Source organism: Microbacterium sp. A8/3-1 (genome assembly GCF_040267695.1).
In the GTDB taxonomy this organism is placed as follows: Bacteria; Actinomycetota; Actinomycetes; order Actinomycetales; family Microbacteriaceae; genus Microbacterium; species Microbacterium luteolum.
Genome location: NZ_CP158357.1, coordinates 3,975,033 through 3,990,668, shown reverse-complemented (window position 1 = coordinate 3,990,668; position 15,636 = coordinate 3,975,033). Strand labels below are relative to the sequence as shown.

The window sequence follows — 15,636 nt, the reverse complement described above, 5'->3', positions numbered from 1 at the left end:
GGGCTGCGTTCACCCCCGCGCCATCGGCGTCGGCCGGTCGATCGCCCGCAGCAGCCGCTCCACCGCTTCACGGAGCTCGGCGCGATCCTGATCGGGGAAGGTCATCGCATACTCGACCCCCTCGGGGATCCAGAGGAACGCGTACATCGCCTCGCGCCAGTCCGACCCGCCGATCGGCCACCGGGTGTGCGTATCGCCCTCGGCCGTCGCGCCCTGCGACCAGGGCCCGAAGCGGTCCTGCATCTCGGCGAGCGACAGCTCCATCACGGCATCCCCCTCGATCTTCTGCGGCGACCACGACGACGCGATGAGCACGCGCTCCTCGATCTCCTCCTCGGTGACCTCCCGGCGGGGGAACAGGACGCGGGTGTGCTCGACCGATTCGATCCGGTCGACGCGGAACGTGCGCCAGTCCTCGCGGTCGAGATCCCAGCACAGCAGGAACCACTTGCGTCCGGAGGGTGCCAGTGCGTGCGGCTCGACCCGACGGATGCTCTCCACCCCCTCGGCATCCACGTAGCGCAGGCGCAGCCGCTCGGTGTCGCGGGTGGCGAGGGCGATCTCGCCGAGCACGACGGGCGAGACGACCGGACCGTCGCCGATGCGCGGGGGCTGCACCGAGGCCGCGAGCGCGTTCACTCGTCGGCGGAGCGCCTGAGGCAGCACCTGCTCGAGCTTGGCGAGGGCGGTGAGCGTGACCTCCGGTCCGCCGACGAGCTGCTGCGTGGCCGCGACCCGCAGCCCGATGGCCATCGTGACGGCTTCGTCGTCGGTGAGCAGCAGCGGAGGAACAGCGCTGCCCGCTTCGAGCCGGTAGCCGCCCGCGGCCCCGGGCGAGGACTCGACGCGGTAGCCGAGCTCGCGCAGACGGTCGACGTCACGGCGCACGGTGCGCTCGGTGACGCCCAGCCGGGACGCGAGCTCCGTGCCCGGCCAGTGCCGATGCGTCTGCAGGAGGTTGAGCAGGGCGAGGGCTCGAGAGGTGGTGTCGGACATGTCTCACAGATTGCCAGATATTGCGGACAGGATCTGTCCTGGTTGCCTTCTAGCTTCGAAGCATGACGAACCAACCGATCATCGAAACCGAGGGCCTCACCAAGGTCTTCACCGTCAAGAAGAAGAAAGTCGAAGCCGTCACCGACCTCTCCTTCACAGCCGCACGCGGCGAGCTCGTCGCGTTCCTCGGCCCGAACGGCGCCGGCAAGTCCACCAGCCTCCGGATGCTCACCACCCTCATCCCGCCGACCGCCGGCACCGCCCGGGTGGTCGGAAACGACATCAGGACGGATGCCGCCGGCGTCCGCGCCCGGATCGGCTACGTCGGGCAGCTGACCAGCGGCAGTTTCTCGCAGCGGGTGCGCGACGAGCTGCTCAGCCAGGGCTCGTTCTACGGAATGTCGAAGCGCGACAGCATCCGTCGGGCGGATGAGCTCATCGAATCGCTCGACCTGACGTCGTTCGCGACGCGGACCGTGCAGCAGCTCAGCGGCGGGCAGAAGCGCCGGCTCGACATCGCCCTCGGGCTGATGCACGCGCCGCCGCTGATCTTCCTCGACGAGCCCTCCACCGGGCTCGACCCGCAGAGCCGGGCGAACCTGTGGGAGCACATCCTCGACCTGCGCACTCAGCACGGCACGACCGTCTTCCTCACCACGCACTACCTGGAGGAGGCCGACCGCTACGCAGAGCGGGTGATGGTCATGGACAAGGGCCGCATCATCGCCGACGACAGCGCGACGGCTCTCAAGGCGACGCTCGCCGGCGACGTGCTCACCTTCGGCTTCGCGGATGCCGCAGCGGCAGCATCCGCCCGGTCCGTGGTCGCGCGCCTCAGCCCGGCACCGGTCACCCTCGACGGCGATGCGCTCTCGCTCGCGGTACCGGACGGCGCCCGGCTGCTGCCGGTGGTCGTGCGGGAGCTGGACGCCGCGGGCATCGCGGTCGTCCGGGCGACGGGCGTCCCGCCGACGCTCGACGACGTGTTCCTCGCCCTCACCGGCCGCACCCTCCGCGAAGCGGGCGAGGGTGCGGGCGACGAAGCATCCGATTCCGAAGCGGCAGCCGACGCCGCCGCTTCCGAGACCGACAAGACAGGAATCCTCTCATGACCGCCATCGACACGCTCGTGCGCCCGAACCTCGCGCGCGACACCAGGAACGTGCTGACCCGCGAGCTCAAGCCGGTGCTCCGCGATCCGTTCACGCTCATCTTCAGCCTGCTGCAGCCGCTGGTCTTCCTCGGGCTGTTCGCCCCGCTGCTGATCGGCGACTCCGGTCAGCCGGCCGGTGAGACGCTGGCGTGGTTCGTGCCGGGCGTGCTCGTGATGATCGTGCTGTTCGGCACCGGGGCGACCGGCTCCAACCTGCAGTACGAGATGATGACCGGCTCGCACGAGCGCACGCTCGTCGCCCCGCTGGCCCGTTCCTCGCTGCTGGTCGGCCGCGCGCTCAAGGAGATCGCGCCGATCGTCGTGCAGGCGCTGGTGATCGTCCTGATCGCGTGGCCGTTCGGGTTCGCCGCCGACATCCCCGGCCTGCTCATCGGGCTGGCGCTGCTCGCCGTCTTCGGCGTGGGTCTCGGATCGCTCTCCTATTCGCTGGCGCTCGCCACGAAGGACCGCGAGTGGCTGTTCTGGGGCGTGCAGCAGTCGCTCATCTTCCCGCTGCTGATCCTGTCGGGCATGCTGCTGCCGCTCGACGACGCCCCCGGCTGGATGCGGGTCGTGGCGTCGGTGAATCCGGTCAACTGGGTCGTGCAGGCCGAACGCGCGCTGTTCGCGGGCGACCTCGGCGACGTGACCGTGCTCTGGGGCTGGGTCTCCGCGCTGGCGGTGGCGGTCGTCGGTCTGGTGGTCGGAGTGCGCGCGATCAAGCGCAGCAGCTGAGCTCTTCGCCGTGAGGGGTCAGTACTCGTCGCTCGTACCGCGGTACGAGCGACGGATACTGGCCCCTCAGCCGTGTGAACGTACCGGCATCGTGATCACGAGCTTGCCGCGGCTCACACCGGTGGCGAGATCGGCCAGCGCCTCGGGCAGTTCGTCGAACGGGTACGTGCGTGCGAGGACCGGACGGAGGACGCCGTGGTCGACCAGGGCGGCGATCTCGCCGAGCTGCTCACCGTCGGCGCGCATGAAGAGGAACTCGTAGGTCACACCGAGCTTCTTCGCCTGTCGGCGGACCTTCCGGCTGAGCGCTCCGACCGCGAGGCGCAGGACTGGATTCATACCGCGACGGCGCGCGAATGCGGGGTCCGGCGGTCCCGCGATGCCGATGGCCGTACCGCCGGGCTTCAGAACGCGAAGGGACCGCTCCAGGTTCTCGCCGCCGAGGCTGTCGAGGACCAGGTCGTAGTCCGACAGGATCTGCGTGAAGTCCTCGCTGCGGTGATCGATCACGATGTCGGCACCGAGGTCGCGCACGAAGTCGGCGTTCGCGGCGCCGGCTGTCGTGGCGACCGTCGCGCCGAGGTGCGCCGCGAGCTGGATCGCGATCGAGCCGACACCCCCGGCGCCGGCGTGGATCAGCACCTTCTGGCCCGGCTGCACGTTCCCGCGCTCGACCAGCGCCTGCCACGCGGTGAGAGCGACCAGCGGCAGCGACGCCGCCTCCGCGGTGGAGATGCTCGTCGGCGTCAACGCGAGATCGCTCTCGGCCACTGCGATGCGCTCGGCGAACGTGCCGATTCGCGCGTCATCGGGCCGGGCGAAGACCCGATCGCCCGGCTGGAATCGACGTACGAGCCGCCCTACGCGGATCACCGTCCCGGCCAGGTCGTTCCCGAGGACGACCGGCAGCCGGTACGGGAGGATCTGCGCGAACTCCCCGATCCGGATCTTCTCGTCGAGGTGGTTGAGGCCCGCCGCCTCGATGCGCACGAGCACGTCGCGGTCCCCCACCTCCGGTTCCGCCACGTCCCGGAGCTCGATCGGCCGTTTGTACTTCGTGACGGCGAAAGCGCGCATGCGCTCAGACCGCCGCGGCGCGGAGCTGCGGATAGACGGCCTCGAGTGGGGCGCTCAGACCGGCCTTGAGCTGCACGGATGTCGCATCCGCCAGCACCTCGTACTCATCCCGCTCCACAGCGTCGAGAACGGCGCGGACCAGGTCGGCCGGGTCGGTCTTGGGGTCCGAGACATGCGCGGCCATCGCGGTGTCCACGTACCCGACGTGCACACCGACGACGTGCACGCCCGCGGGAGCGAGCTCGAGACGGAGCGAGTTCGTCGCCGACCACAGCGCCGCCTTGGTCGCGCTGTAGATGCCGCCCACCGCGTACCACGCGAGCGCGGAATGGATGTCGATGATCGCTGCTCCCGGACGACCGGCGAGCAACGGAGCATAGGCGCGGGCGAGGAAGAGGGGACCGAGGAAGTTGGTCTCGACATTGCGACGGATGTCCTCGTCGGTGTGCGTGAGGATCCCGGAGGAGGGCACCGAGGCGCCGGCGTTGTTGATCAGCACCGTGACGTCGGGCGCGGCCTCCACCGCGGCACGGATCGACGCGGGGTCCGTGACGTCGAGGACGAGGGGCACGACGCGCTCATCGTCCCAGTCGCGCGGACGGCGCGCGCTGGCGTAGACCTTCGCGGCGCCGCGGGCGAGTGCTTCGGCGACGAATCGACCGCCGATGCCTCCGTTCGCGCCGGTGACGAGGACGACGGCTCCGTTGAGTGAAGGCATGGCCGGATCTCTTTTCTTTGCGACAATGGATATCTGAGTTCGCCCGTAAGCGACTCCAGTCATAACTGAGGCTACTCAGTTTGTATTCCCGGAGGACTCGATGACCACCGACGCACACCCGCTCGGGCGCCGGGAGCGGAACAAGCAGGAGAAGCTCGAACGCATCACCGCCGCCGCCGCCGAGCTCTTCGCGGAGTCCGGGATCGACGATGTGACGACCCAGCAGATCGCCGAGCGGGCAGATGTCGGCACCGGCACCCTGTTCCTCTACGCCAAGACGAAGGGCGAACTGCTGCTGCTCGTGCAGAACGCGCACTACGCCATCGCGTTGGCGAAGGGCATCGATGCCTCAGCGGCTGTCACCGGCACCCTCGACGCGGTCATGGCCCTGCTGCGCCCCATCATCGAATGCAACCGCGTGCAGGTCGACAACGGGCGCACATACTTGCGCGAGATGGTCTTCGGTGCCACTGACGATGCGCACCATTCCGAGGCTCTCGGCATCGTCGCCGACACCGAGACCGCGGTCGCGGCGATCCTCCGCCGCGATCAGGAGACCGGAGAAGAACGCGCGGCGACACTCGCACGGATCGTGTCCGCCATCATGTTCCTGACGATGTCGGCGGGCCCGCACGTCGGATCGACCGTCGACGAGATCGCACAGGACGTCCGGATGCAGGTCGCCGCGCTCCTCGGCTCGTAGATCGGACCCGGCGCGCGCCGGACATCTGCCGACCGCCCGAGTTCAGCGCCGGATCGAGTCCTGGAACGGGTTGGGCTCGAGCGTGAAGTCGGTCGACGGGTCGGCCCAGGTGCCGCCGTCGGACGGCTCGCGCCGACGGCGCACGGCCGACAGCATCCGCGTCGCCGGAGCGCCGACGGTCAGCGCGAGCGCTCCGCCGAGCGACCGGTCGTCTCGCCCGAGCACGCTCGCCCGGTGCCACGCCTCGTGCAGCGCGCCACCGCGCGCCGCGGGCACCCGCCGGTGCGGGAGGGCTCCCGAACGGCGCATCGCCACGAGCTCCTGCACCCGCTCCCACCAGTTCGACTCCGCCTCAGGGTGGAAGTAGTTGTCGCGCAGCCAGTCGGGATGCGGATGCCGGAACCGACCCGCCACGACCTCGTTCCGGCCGCCCAGCAGACCGCTGCCCACGAACACCGTGTTCAGGAGGCTCTTGCTCACGCCGAACGAATCGAGCGCGATCACCGGGACGCCGAGGGCCGTCGCCTCGATCGCGGCGGTCGAGCTCACCGTGACCAGCCCGGCCGCGCTCTCCAGCGCCGACGCCATCGAGTCGTACGAGAAGACGAGGTTGCGCGGGCGGCGGCTGGGCAGCATCGCCGTGTACGGGTCCCGTTCGAGATGCGTCTCTGCCTCCCCCGGCCGCGAGCGCAGCTTCACCACGACGCGGCGGCTCGGATCGGCCTCGGCGGCGCGCACGAGCGTCGCGGCGATCTCGGCCCGCTCCTCGTGAGCGACCGGGACGAGCGCCTGGGCAGCGAACACGATGTCCGTCGCCGGGGGCCGCACGGCGACCGGCGGCTGCGGGCGTTCCGCCACGGCTACGCCACCGGATCGAGCGGAGACCGCATCGACACGCACACGGTCCGGGCGCAGCATCCGTGCCCGGCGCCGCGCGAACGGCAGAGTCGCGAGGGCCGTCGGCATCGAGACGCCGATGCGTTCGCCGAGCTCGGCGAACGCACGCTCCTCGCGGTGCGAGTGCACCACCAGCAGATCGGTGTGCCGTCGATAGTCGAGAGCTCCGCGCTGCGCCGGGATCGCCATGCCGGGGAGGCCCGAGACCGTCACCGGCCGATGCGTGAGCGAGTCGATCACCCGCCCCATGAGACGGACGAACGGTCCGCGACCCGCGAGCAGCACGACGTCGGGGCGCTGCCCCTCCAGCCATCCGGCCGTCTCAGCGAAGCCGATGCGGGTGACGTCCTCCGCCCGCAGGCCGGTGCCGGCGATCGCGGTGCGCTGCTGTGCGACGCTCGCCGTCAGCGGCGTGCGCACCAGCAGCACGTGCGCCCGGAGCCCCGGCACACCGCCGAGGAGCGCGGCGGACCACTTCACGAACGAGTCGGCATCCGCGATCGCGACGACGCGGATGCCCGCGGCATCCGTCATGCGGAGATGCGGCGGAGCTTCGCCATCGGCGCGCGCTCGCTGTCGAACACCCGCTTGACGCCGTCGCCGAGCGCCTTCTCGATCACGCGGATGTCGCGGACGAGGTGCTCGAGGCCGGTCGGCTCGAGGGAGGCCGCGTGGTCGGAGCCCCACATCGTGCGGTCCAGCGTGATGTGGCGCTCGACGGCGACAGCGCCGAGGGCCACCGCCGCGAGGGAGATCTGCAGCCCGCGCTCGTGGCCGGAGTAGCCGACCGGCACGCCGGCGTAGCGGTCGCGCAGGGTCGAGATGACGCGGAGGTTGGCCTCCTCGGGCTCTAGCGGGTACGTCGAGGTCGCGTGCATCAGGACCACGCGATCCGTGCCGAGCGTGTCGAGCGCCCGGTCGATCTGCTCGATCGTCGACATCCCGGTGGACAGGATGACGGGCTTCCCGGTCTCGCGGAGGGCGACCAGCAGCTCGGTGTCGGTGAGGCTCGCCGAGGCGACCTTGTGGGCGACCACGTTGAGCTCCTCCAGGAAGGCGACGCTCGGCACATCCCACGGCGAGGCGAACCAGTCGAGGCCCTGCATCGTCGCGTGGTCGCCGATCTCGACGTACTCGTCGCGACCGAACTCGACGCGGCGGCGGTAGTCGAGGTAGCTCATGGTCCCCCACGGCGTCTCGCGCGGGACGTCGCGCATGTGCTCCGGGGTCGAGATCTCGGGCGTGCGCTTCTGGAACTTCACCGCATCGGCGCCGGCGCGTGCGGCGACGTCGATGAGCCGCTTCGCGATGTCGACGTCGCCGTTGTGGTTCAGGCCGATCTCGGCGATGACGTAGGCGGGACGGCCGCCGCCGATCACGCGTGAGCCGATGCTGACAGTCATGATTCCTCCGGTCGTCGAACGGCCCTCGCGGACCCTTCCCTCCTGGGTACGCGCCGAGAGTGAACGACGTGCGTCCGGAGGGTTACCGGGGTCGGTCAGCTCGACAACACCCGTTCGACCAGCTCGCGAACGGCGCCGTCGCCGCCGCGGCGCTGCAGCACGACGCGCGCCTCCTCGAGGACCAGCGGATGCGCGTCCGCGACGGCGACCGGCCATCCGACGATGCGCATGGCCGGCAGGTCGTTCACGTCGTTGCCGAGGTAGGCGATGTCGGCGAGGGGCAGATCGTTGTCCTGCGCCCAGGTGCGCAGAGCGGTCTCCTTGTCATCGATGCCGTGCAGCACCGGGACGCGCAGCTTGTCCGCACGCGCACGGACGACCGGATTGACCTCGGTGGAGAGGATCAGCATCGGCACTCCGGCCCGGCGGAGCAGCGCCACGCCCATGCCGTCCTCGCGGCTCACGCGGACGCGCTCCCCGCCGTCGGCATCGATGATCGCCGTGTCGTCGGTGTGCACGCCGTCGAAGTCGGTGACGATGGCGCGCACCGGGATCGACGCCGGCGCCTCGTGCAGGGCGGCGAGAGCGCGGGCGACCCGCAGCTGCTGCTCGTCGTCGATCTCGATCGCCGTCCATTCGGGCACCTCGGCGATGCGCGTGCGCCCGAAGAACCGGTGCCGGCTCTCCCGGAAGCCCTCCGCACGGAAGACGTAGAACGCCCCCGTCTCGAGGTTATGCGGCTCACGGTCCTGACGACGGGGGCGGTGCGCAGCATCGTGGTTGATCGCGAGCGCAGAGCCCGCGGCATCGCGTCGCCATAGGAATCCGTAGGTCTCGTAGGCCGAGAACACGCTGTCGGCGCGGTCGGCGCGCACCTCGTCGACCGCCGCGGCCAGGGCGTCGCTCGGGATGAAGGGCGACGTCGCCTGCAGGAAGGCCACGATCTCGAACCGCTCGCCGTCGGCCTCGAGGGCGTCGAGCGCGTGCAGGATCGCGCTCTCGGAGGTCGCCGTGTCACCGGAGATCTCCGCGGGACGATGGATGATCCGCGCTCCCGCCGCCGTCGCGATCTCCGCGATCTCGGTGTCGTCCGTCGAGACCACGACGAGGTCGACGCCCGCGGCGACTGCCGCTCGCACGGCGCGCGCGACGAGCGGCACGCCGCCGACCCGCTGCACGTTCTTGCGCGGAACCTGCTTCGAGCCGCCCCGCGCCGGGATGATCGCCACCGTCTTCGAAACCATCGCCATGGTCCTCATCTTCCTCGTATCGCCCGCCATACCCGCCCGGCGCGTCGGCGCGCGCCGAGAGCGGTCAGCCGCCACTCCTCCACCCTGCCCACTCCGCCCGCTGGGCGCAGCATCCGCTGCACGGCGCTCTCGGCCGGAGCTCCCGGCAGCCGCAGCGCCGACAGTCGCTCGGGGGTGAAGTACCGGTCGCGTTCGACGGGGTCGAGTCCGGTCAGCAGCTGCTCGGCTCGCGCACGCAGGTGTCCGGCGATCTCCGGTTGCATCGCGTAGCCGACCGCGTCGACCAGGAGCTGCAACCGGTCGGGATCCTCGTACGGAGACCGGTCGCGGGTGAGCGCGTCGACGATGGTCGCCGGTATCCGGTTGCTGTTCTCGTACGGGGTCAGCATGCGGAGCACGGTCTCGGTGCCTGCTGCGCCGATCGCCCGGCCGAACAGCGCGTGCGCGGTCGGGAGCGCGGTGGAGAACCCCGCGACGACCGCCACGGCGTCGAGCCGCTCCGCGAGCGGTTCGGCGGCGAGCGCCCCGCGGTACTCGACGAACGCGATGCCCTGAGCCGCCGCGCGCGCACGGACCGCGTCGGTGTGCAGCGGCGGAGCCGACGGATGCGGCTTGAAGACGATGCGCCGCGGAGACCAGCGGGCGGCCCGGTCGATCATCTCCTCCTGGAGCGCGATCTCCTCGGCGGAGCTCATGAGCCCGAGCGCCGACAGATACTGGCCGAGAACCAGCACGGTGGGCAGCTCTTCATCGAACAGGGCATCCGTCTCGCCGACATCCGTCTCGCGGAGCGCGGCGGCGAAGTGCTCCGGCGGCACCGGGATGATCTCGGCGTGCGGCGATCCGACGAGCGGACGGACTCCGGGCACGACGTCGGCGTGCACCACGCGCCCGATGCGGGCGGCGACCGTGTGCGGCAGACTCACGCGCATCGGCGAGTAGGTCATCAGGCCGTCGCCGATGATGGTGATCCGCGCCCGCGGGAACAGCGACATCAGCGTGCGGGCGGGCGCGACCTGCGGGCTCTGCACGAACAGCTCCAGGTCCCCCGGGTCCAGGTCCCACGCGCGGGTCAGCAGACGCTCGAGGATCGGGAGATCGGCGTCCGCAGGCTCCCAGGAGCTCGGATGCAGGGGCCCCAGGATCGCCTCGAGCTCCTCGATCCAGTCGAAGCGCGCCCGCAGCGCCCGCAGCGCCGGGTCGGCCGCGATCCCGACCGTCGTCTCGGGGACTCGCGCCGAGACGAACGGCACCAGCAGGCGGTCCCCGCGGGCTCCGGTGTCGAGGAGGCCGGCGTCGATGGCCGCGGCCGCCGTCGCGAGTCCGTAGGCGCTGTGCAGCGCGAAGAGCTGGGTCATGCCGCGCGTCCCGCCTCGCGGAGGATACGCGCGAGCACGCGCCGACGCGGCCCGTCGAAGCGGTCCAGCACGCCGGCGACCGTGGCGTCGGGGAGCCGGCCGAGCATGTCCCGGATGCCGGCGCGCATCTCGGCACGGAGCCGCGGTCGCATCCGTCGTGCACGAACGAGGTGGTGCGAGCTCAGCGCGAGCGCGGTCCACACGGCCTTCGCCCGGAAGCGCTCCGCCTCGCGATCACCCTCGACGATGTCGAGCACCTGGTTCATGGCCGTGGCGAAGTCGAGCTGGCGTCGGTCGCGCACCTGGGTCAGCGACGTCGCGACACCGCGGCGGTACAGCAGCGCCGGAGCGTCGACGACGGCGAAGGATTCGGCCTCCAGATGCAGCCGCCAGATCCAGGGCCTGTCCTCGGCCGTGAACAGCCCCGACGGGAAGGCGGCCAGGCCGCGGTCGATGATCCTCCGGTGGAAGATCCCTGCCCAGGCGTACGGATAGTCGACCATCGTGGACTCGTTCTCCGGGAGGATCGCCTCCCGCGGCGACGAGACCCGCTCGCGCCACGGATGCGGCGCGCGGACGAGCGTGCGGCGCCCGTCGGCCACCGTGACGTGGTCGGTGCGGAGGAAATCGCAGTCGAGGTCCGTGAGCCGCGACGCCAGGACCTCGAGGCGCCGCGGCTGCATCCAGTCGTCGCCGTCGAGGAAGCAGAACGCCTCGGCCTGCACGAGTGCGAGACCCTGGTTGCGCGCGCTGGCCAGGCCGCGCGGCCGCGGATTGCGGATGACGTCGGCCCGTCCGAACCACTCCGCGTATCGCTGCATGATCGCGCCCGTGTCATCGCGCGACCCGTCGTCGATCGCGACGAGCTGGAGCGATGCCGGGTCGTCGAACTGACGGGTGAGCGTCTCGAGGGTGGTCCCGATGTACTCGCCGGCGTCCTTGGCAGGCAGGATGACGGTGACGAGGGGTGTGCGCACGGAGCTCCCGGAGGTGGACGGTGTTCGCATGGTCGCAGTCGTTCGTTGCCGATCGACGACGTGAAGGTGAACGCGGGGTGTCCTGCGCGGCGCGCGGAACAGCCCGGTTCGCGCCTTCGGCCGCGATCGGCGACGATGGTCTGCATGCTCTGGCCCTTCGGATCGACCTGGCGCCCGGTGCGCCAGAAGCGGCGCGACACCGTGGATCTGCGATGGCTCAGCGCCCGATCCTGGACGCAGCGCTGGTATCCGCAGGGCATCGACCTCGGCCTCTGGCGCGGGCGGCGCACGCTGGCCGTGAGCTGGTTCCGCCAGGACCGCTCCCGGAACCATCTCGCGTCACGCGTCGCCTTCGTCGACCTCGAGCGGTCGCGGCACCTCGACGTGCTGCTCGCGGTGGATGACGGCGACGGAGACCTCGCCCCCGCGCAGATCCATGCCGGCGGGCTCGCCTGGTTCGATGACCGCCTGTTCGTCGCGGCGACGGGGCAGGGCATCTGGGAGTTCGACCTCTCCGACATCCGCCGCGTGCGCGGCAGCCTCGCGCGGCGTCTCGCGGGAGCACGCGGCCGCGGCTGGCGCGCGACCGCGCTGGTCGCCGTCCGCACCCGCGTGCATCCGATCGGCCTCCGGTGCTCCTACCTCGGACGCGTGTTCGACGAGGCGGGCGAGCCCCTGCGCCGCGTCATGATCGGCGAGTACCGCACCGACGGGAGCGGGCGCATCGGCGAGTTCGCGATCCCGGACGGCCCGGACGAGGAGTTCGAGGAGCAGGACCGCTTCTCCCCCGGCATCCGCTCGATGCAGGGCGCGGTGCGGTGGGGCGACAGGTATTTCGTGTCGCAGTCGGACCGGCTGCGTCCCGGCATCCTCTGGCGCGGCCGCCGCGATGCGCTCGAGCGCGACCCGATCTCCCTGCCCGTCGGATGCGAGGACCTCGCGCTTGACCTGGAAGCGGGGCTCCTCTGGTCCCTCGGCGAGCACCCCTGGCGGCGCGTGGTGCGCGGCATCCCCGTCGACCGGCTCGGCATCGACGACTGAGCGCTCGGGGAGCTCATAGAGCGCGAACATAGAATGACGGGGTGAAGAAGACCGCCCCTTTCCTCGTCTACACCGTGCTGCGGCTGCTGGCGTTCCTCGTACCGCTCGCGATCCTCTGGTTCTTCTTCCCGATCTTCCGCGAGTTCTGGTGGCTCGCCGCGATCTTCTCCGCGCTCATCGGCGTCAGCATCTCGATGATCTTCCTGCGCACGCCGCTGACCGATGCCTCCGCGCGCCTGCTCGAGCGTCGCGAGAGCCGCACCTCGGGCGGGCAGGCCGACGCGGATGCCGAAGCCGAGGACGACGCGATCGACGGCGACGCGAGGGTCTGAGGCTCGCTCGCTCTGGGGCTCTTCGTGAGCCCGCCGAGCCACCCCTCTACGCACGAAACGGCCCCGTGAATCCGTTCTCACGGGGCCGGCTCGTCCGCACGGGGCCGCTTCGGCGAGCGGCGGATGCCGTCGTCAGCCGACGAACGCCCAGAACAGCGCGCCCGCGTACAGCAGCGCCGTGAGCGACGTGAGCGCCAGGGCGACGACGAGCTCCCGCGGCTGACGGTACGTCCACACGATCAGGATCGCGGGGAGGCCCGCGAGCAGGGCGAGCAGAGCGATCCAGGCGATCGGGAACAGCAGGGCGAGGAAGATCGCGATCCCGAACGGCGCGAGCACGAAGAGCGTGAACAGCACCTGGGTCGCTCGGCGGCCGATCAGCACCGTCAGAGTGCGCTTGCCGACCTCGCGATCCTGATCGATGTCGCGGAGATTGTTGGCGAGCAGCACCGCGCAGGCGAAGAGGCCCGCCGCGATCGCGCCGAGCCACGCCTGCTGCGGCAGGTCGAAGATCTGCACCCACGTCGTGCCGAGGGTGGCGACGAGCCCGAAGAAGACGAACACGAACACCTCGCCGAGGCCGTAGTACCCGTAGGGTCGCTTTCCGCCCGTGTAGAACCAGGCCGCGACGATGCAGGCGGCGCCGACGGCCAGCATCCACCACTGCTCCGTCCGCACCACGATCGCGACGCCGACAGCGGCGGCCAGGGCGAAGAAGATCAGTCCGATGATGAGCACCGTGCGCGGCTTCACCCGTCCGGACGCGGTGAGGCGCGCGGGTCCGACCCGGTGCGCATCGGTGCCGCGGATGCCGTCGCTGTAGTCGTTCGTGAAGTTCACGCCGATCTGCAGCAGCACGGCGACCGCGAGGCAGGCGAGCGCGATGACCCAGTGGAACTCCGGCCCGGTGCTGCGCGCGGCACCGGTACCGATGACCACGGGTGCGACCGCGAGCGGCAGCGTACGCAGACGCGCGGCGCCGATCCAGTCGGATGCCCTGACCGGGCCCGCTTCGAGCACCGGGCGCTTCGCGGGGTTGCCGCTGCGCTTCGCCGGGTTGCCGCTCGTGCGGGGCGGGGTGCGCTTCGCGCTCGTGCTCTTCTTCTTGCGCTGTGAGGATGCTGCCACGCAGGGAATCCTACTGGCCGCGGTGATGCGGACCCTTCGACAGGCTCAGGGACCCAGCGCGCCGAACGGGGTCAGGGATTCGGGTTGCTGTCCTTGCCGTCGAGCCAGAGCGTGTCGGAGGCGTCGCCGTGCGCGCCGCCCTTGCCGACGTGCTTGTCGCTGATCTTCGGCCCCTTGAGGATCACGTGGACCATCGCCTGCGCATGTCCGTGCCCGAGGCTGTACTCCTCTTTGAGCCAGTTCAGGACGACGGTCGACTTCGTCGTCTCGTCGAACCCCTGCTCCTTCGCGAGCGCGATGAACTGCCGCGGGGTGAGGCCGGTCTGGGTCTCGACCTTGTCGAGGTATGCCTGGAAGGACATGGGGTCTCCTGGTTTCAGTCCTCGTCGAGGAACGTCTGGATGATGGTGGCGGATGCGTGGATGCCGATGATCTTCAGGACGCCGTCCCCGACGTTCGTGAAGCAGTGAGGCGTGAACGCGGGACCGGTGGCGGTGTCTCCGGCCCGCGCGACGAAGGTGTCTTCACCGACGGTGATGCGAGCGGTGCCCTCGAGCACGACCCAGGTCTCAGGATACGGATGCCAGTGCAGACCCGGGCCCTCGCCCGGCTGATTCTCGACGTAGAAGTAGGAGACGGCTGCGCCGTGCTCGGCTCCGACGAACCGGCGGCTGCGACCGGTGCCGATGCGGATGTCAGCAGCGGCGACGATTCCCTCGGGGAGGAGTTCTGTGCTGTTCATGGCTTCAGTCTCGACAGCCACCGGGGCCCGCCCTAGAGTTTCGATGTGGATCGAAACAGTGCACCGGTCGAGGGGGTCGAGCATCCGGATCACCGGGTCGAGTTTCACCTGAGCCCCGGCGACATCCAGGCGGTGCGCTTCGGGATCTCACCAGGGCACGAACTGGCGCACGCCGTGCGGGTGCTGCTGCGGCCCGAGCAGCATCCGCTGCAGTGGGGGTGGCTCCGCGTGGTGCGCGACAGCCTGCCGCGCGACGCCTTCGGTCTGCTCGCCACGGTGATCGGCGGCGACGGCTACCTGCCCGACTTCCTCACCGCCGCTCCGCACTGGGAGATGAGCCCGGATGCCGAACTCGCAGCTCTGCGCGATGCCCCGCTCGACGGGATGCGCGTGGACTTCGGCAAGATGGTGGTCCGCTCGACCGGCGCGCGGCAGCGGGCGCTGCGCGGGATGCAGGACGACCCCGCTCGCGTGCGGCGCATGATCGCCGACGCCTGGTCGGAGGTATGGGATGCCGCGCTCGCGCCGGTGTGGCCGCAGCTCGAGCGCCTGCTGCGCGCCGACATCGCCGTGCGATCCCGCACGATCGCGACGGCGGGCATCGCGCGCATGGCCGACGCCCTGCATCCGCAGGTGAGCTGGGGTGCGGGCGCCGTGCGTGTCTCGCTGCGCCGCCACAGCGAGCAGGTCGACTGCCACGGCAGCGGGCTCGTGCTCGTCCCCTCGGTCCTGTCGTCGTGGGGGTGCATGGTGCTCACCGAGCCGCCGGCGCAGCCGACCCTGTTCTATCCGGCGCGCGGCGTGACCGCAGGCTGGGCCCGGGACGAGACGGAGATCGCGGATGCCCTGGGTGCTCTGCTCGGCCCCGCCAGGGCCGGCATCCTGCTCCGCGCGGGGACCGCGCGCACGACCTCGCAGGTCGCCAGGGAGGCCGGGATCGCGGCGTCGACAGCCTCGCATCATCTCACCGTGCTCCGCGAGGCCGGGCTGATCACGAGCGAGCGGGACGGCGCGCGGATGCTGCATCTGCGCTCACCCCTCGGCGAGGCCATGGTCGGCGCGGTGCTCTGATCTCAGCCGAACTTCCGCGGCCAGATCGAACTTCTGCGGCCACACTTGCCCGAGG

The 15,636-nt window shown here is 70.8% G+C and carries 17 protein-coding genes; 6 read left to right on the top strand and 11 right to left on the bottom strand.

The window, feature by feature from the left end; all coding sequences use genetic code 11:
- Positions 1-9: 9 nt before the first annotated feature.
- A complete protein-coding gene (locus ABS642_RS19440) occupies positions 10-996 on the bottom strand; it encodes a WYL domain-containing protein (protein WP_350351435.1) in 987 nt (328 codons plus the stop codon).
- A gap of 62 nt (positions 997-1,058) precedes the next feature.
- Here ABS642_RS19440 and ABS642_RS19435 point away from each other — a divergent pair, with 62 nt between their 5' ends.
- Complete coding sequence (locus ABS642_RS19435) at positions 1,059-2,108, top strand: ATP-binding cassette domain-containing protein (protein WP_350351434.1); 1,050 nt, start codon at positions 1,059-1,061, stop codon at positions 2,106-2,108.
- Positions 2,105-2,884 carry an ABC transporter permease gene (locus ABS642_RS19430; RefSeq protein ID WP_282216187.1) on the top strand — a complete coding sequence of 260 codons (780 nt, stop codon included), beginning with the start codon at positions 2,105-2,107 and terminating at the stop codon, positions 2,882-2,884. The genes ABS642_RS19435 and ABS642_RS19430 overlap by 4 nt, the downstream gene beginning before the upstream one ends.
- Positions 2,885-2,950: 66 nt before the next feature.
- Here ABS642_RS19430 and ABS642_RS19425 read toward each other — a convergent pair whose 3' ends face one another.
- Entirely contained in the window at positions 2,951-3,961 is a 1,011-nt protein-coding gene (locus ABS642_RS19425; protein WP_350351433.1) for an NADP-dependent oxidoreductase, read from the bottom strand.
- A gap of 4 nt (positions 3,962-3,965) precedes the next feature.
- Complete coding sequence (locus ABS642_RS19420; RefSeq protein WP_350351432.1) at positions 3,966-4,679, bottom strand: SDR family oxidoreductase; 714 nt, start codon at positions 4,677-4,679, stop codon at positions 3,966-3,968.
- Between the two features lie 100 nt (positions 4,680-4,779).
- On the opposite strand from ABS642_RS19420, the gene ABS642_RS19415 reads away from it, so the two are divergent.
- Positions 4,780-5,382, top strand: coding sequence for a TetR/AcrR family transcriptional regulator (locus ABS642_RS19415; protein WP_350351431.1), 603 nt, complete (start codon positions 4,780-4,782; stop codon positions 5,380-5,382).
- A 42-nt stretch (positions 5,383-5,424) separates the two neighbouring features.
- Here the strand turns inward: ABS642_RS19415 and ABS642_RS19410 are convergent, their stop codons facing one another.
- From ABS642_RS19410 to ABS642_RS19390, 5 genes are all read right to left on the bottom strand, one after another.
- Positions 5,425-6,813 carry a DUF6716 putative glycosyltransferase gene (locus ABS642_RS19410; RefSeq protein ID WP_350351430.1) on the bottom strand — a complete coding sequence of 463 codons (1,389 nt, stop codon included), beginning with the start codon at positions 6,811-6,813 and terminating at the stop codon, positions 5,425-5,427.
- Positions 6,810-7,682, bottom strand: a complete 873-nt coding sequence (locus tag ABS642_RS19405) for an N-acetylneuraminate synthase family protein (RefSeq protein ID WP_350351429.1) — start codon at positions 7,680-7,682, stop codon at positions 6,810-6,812. The genes ABS642_RS19410 and ABS642_RS19405 overlap by 4 nt, the downstream gene beginning before the upstream one ends.
- Before the next feature lie 95 nt (positions 7,683-7,777).
- Positions 7,778-8,926, bottom strand: coding sequence for an acylneuraminate cytidylyltransferase (locus tag ABS642_RS19400; RefSeq protein WP_350351428.1), 1,149 nt, complete (start codon positions 8,924-8,926; stop codon positions 7,778-7,780).
- 11 nt (positions 8,927-8,937) lie between these two features.
- Positions 8,938-10,290, bottom strand: a complete 1,353-nt coding sequence (locus ABS642_RS19395; protein WP_350351427.1) for a polysialyltransferase family glycosyltransferase — start codon at positions 10,288-10,290, stop codon at positions 8,938-8,940.
- Positions 10,287-11,297: a glycosyltransferase family 2 protein gene (locus ABS642_RS19390; RefSeq protein WP_350351426.1), complete on the bottom strand. Its 1,011-nt coding sequence runs from the start codon at positions 11,295-11,297 to the stop codon at positions 10,287-10,289. The genes ABS642_RS19395 and ABS642_RS19390 overlap by 4 nt, the downstream gene beginning before the upstream one ends.
- 114 nt (positions 11,298-11,411) lie before the next feature.
- Between ABS642_RS19390 and ABS642_RS19385 the strand changes: the two genes are divergently transcribed.
- Together ABS642_RS19385 and ABS642_RS19380 are read left to right on the top strand one after the other, a co-directional pair.
- Positions 11,412-12,308: a hypothetical protein gene (locus ABS642_RS19385; protein ID WP_282216178.1), complete on the top strand. Its 897-nt coding sequence runs from the start codon at positions 11,412-11,414 to the stop codon at positions 12,306-12,308.
- 41 nt (positions 12,309-12,349) lie between these two features.
- Positions 12,350-12,640 carry a DUF4229 domain-containing protein gene (locus tag ABS642_RS19380; protein ID WP_282216177.1) on the top strand — a complete coding sequence of 97 codons (291 nt, stop codon included), beginning with the start codon at positions 12,350-12,352 and terminating at the stop codon, positions 12,638-12,640.
- A gap of 132 nt (positions 12,641-12,772) precedes the next feature.
- Here the strand turns inward: ABS642_RS19380 and ABS642_RS19375 are convergent, their stop codons facing one another.
- The 3 genes from ABS642_RS19375 to ABS642_RS19365 form a co-directional block, all read right to left on the bottom strand.
- Positions 12,773-13,768, bottom strand: a complete 996-nt coding sequence (locus tag ABS642_RS19375; protein ID WP_350351425.1) for a 1,4-dihydroxy-2-naphthoate polyprenyltransferase — start codon at positions 13,766-13,768, stop codon at positions 12,773-12,775.
- A gap of 71 nt (positions 13,769-13,839) precedes the next feature.
- Positions 13,840-14,130, bottom strand: coding sequence for a DUF4287 domain-containing protein (locus ABS642_RS19370; protein WP_350351424.1), 291 nt, complete (start codon positions 14,128-14,130; stop codon positions 13,840-13,842).
- A gap of 14 nt (positions 14,131-14,144) precedes the next feature.
- On the bottom strand, positions 14,145-14,510 hold the full coding sequence (locus ABS642_RS19365; protein ID WP_282216174.1) for a cupin domain-containing protein: 366 nt from the start codon (positions 14,508-14,510) through the stop codon (positions 14,145-14,147).
- Positions 14,511-14,555: 45 nt separating this feature from the next.
- Between ABS642_RS19365 and ABS642_RS19360 the strand changes: the two genes are divergently transcribed.
- Positions 14,556-15,581, top strand: coding sequence for a DUF5937 family protein (locus ABS642_RS19360; protein ID WP_350351423.1), 1,026 nt, complete (start codon positions 14,556-14,558; stop codon positions 15,579-15,581).
- The last annotated feature ends 55 nt before the right edge of the window (positions 15,582-15,636 follow it).

Coding starts and splice junctions, on each gene's coding strand:
- ABS642_RS19365 (WP_282216174.1), bottom strand. CDS start 14,510: ATGAACAGCACAGAACTCCTCCCCGAGGGAATCGTCGCCGCTGCTGAC.
- ABS642_RS19385 (WP_282216178.1), top strand. CDS start 11,412: ATGCTCTGGCCCTTCGGATCGACCTGGCGCCCGGTGCGCCAGAAGCGG.
- ABS642_RS19400 (WP_350351428.1), bottom strand. CDS start 8,926: ATGGTTTCGAAGACGGTGGCGATCATCCCGGCGCGGGGCGGCTCGAAG.
- ABS642_RS19440 (WP_350351435.1), bottom strand. CDS start 996: ATGTCCGACACCACCTCTCGAGCCCTCGCCCTGCTCAACCTCCTGCAG.
- ABS642_RS19435 (WP_350351434.1), top strand. CDS start 1,059: ATGACGAACCAACCGATCATCGAAACCGAGGGCCTCACCAAGGTCTTC.
- ABS642_RS19370 (WP_350351424.1), bottom strand. CDS start 14,130: ATGTCCTTCCAGGCATACCTCGACAAGGTCGAGACCCAGACCGGCCTC.
- ABS642_RS19390 (WP_350351426.1), bottom strand. CDS start 11,297: ATGCGAACACCGTCCACCTCCGGGAGCTCCGTGCGCACACCCCTCGTC.
- ABS642_RS19410 (WP_350351430.1), bottom strand. CDS start 6,813: ATGACGGATGCCGCGGGCATCCGCGTCGTCGCGATCGCGGATGCCGAC.
- ABS642_RS19395 (WP_350351427.1), bottom strand. CDS start 10,290: ATGACCCAGCTCTTCGCGCTGCACAGCGCCTACGGACTCGCGACGGCG.
- ABS642_RS19425 (WP_350351433.1), bottom strand. CDS start 3,961: ATGCGCGCTTTCGCCGTCACGAAGTACAAACGGCCGATCGAGCTCCGG.
- ABS642_RS19430 (WP_282216187.1), top strand. CDS start 2,105: ATGACCGCCATCGACACGCTCGTGCGCCCGAACCTCGCGCGCGACACC.
- ABS642_RS19415 (WP_350351431.1), top strand. CDS start 4,780: ATGACCACCGACGCACACCCGCTCGGGCGCCGGGAGCGGAACAAGCAG.
- ABS642_RS19405 (WP_350351429.1), bottom strand. CDS start 7,682: ATGACTGTCAGCATCGGCTCACGCGTGATCGGCGGCGGCCGTCCCGCC.
- ABS642_RS19420 (WP_350351432.1), bottom strand. CDS start 4,679: ATGCCTTCACTCAACGGAGCCGTCGTCCTCGTCACCGGCGCGAACGGA.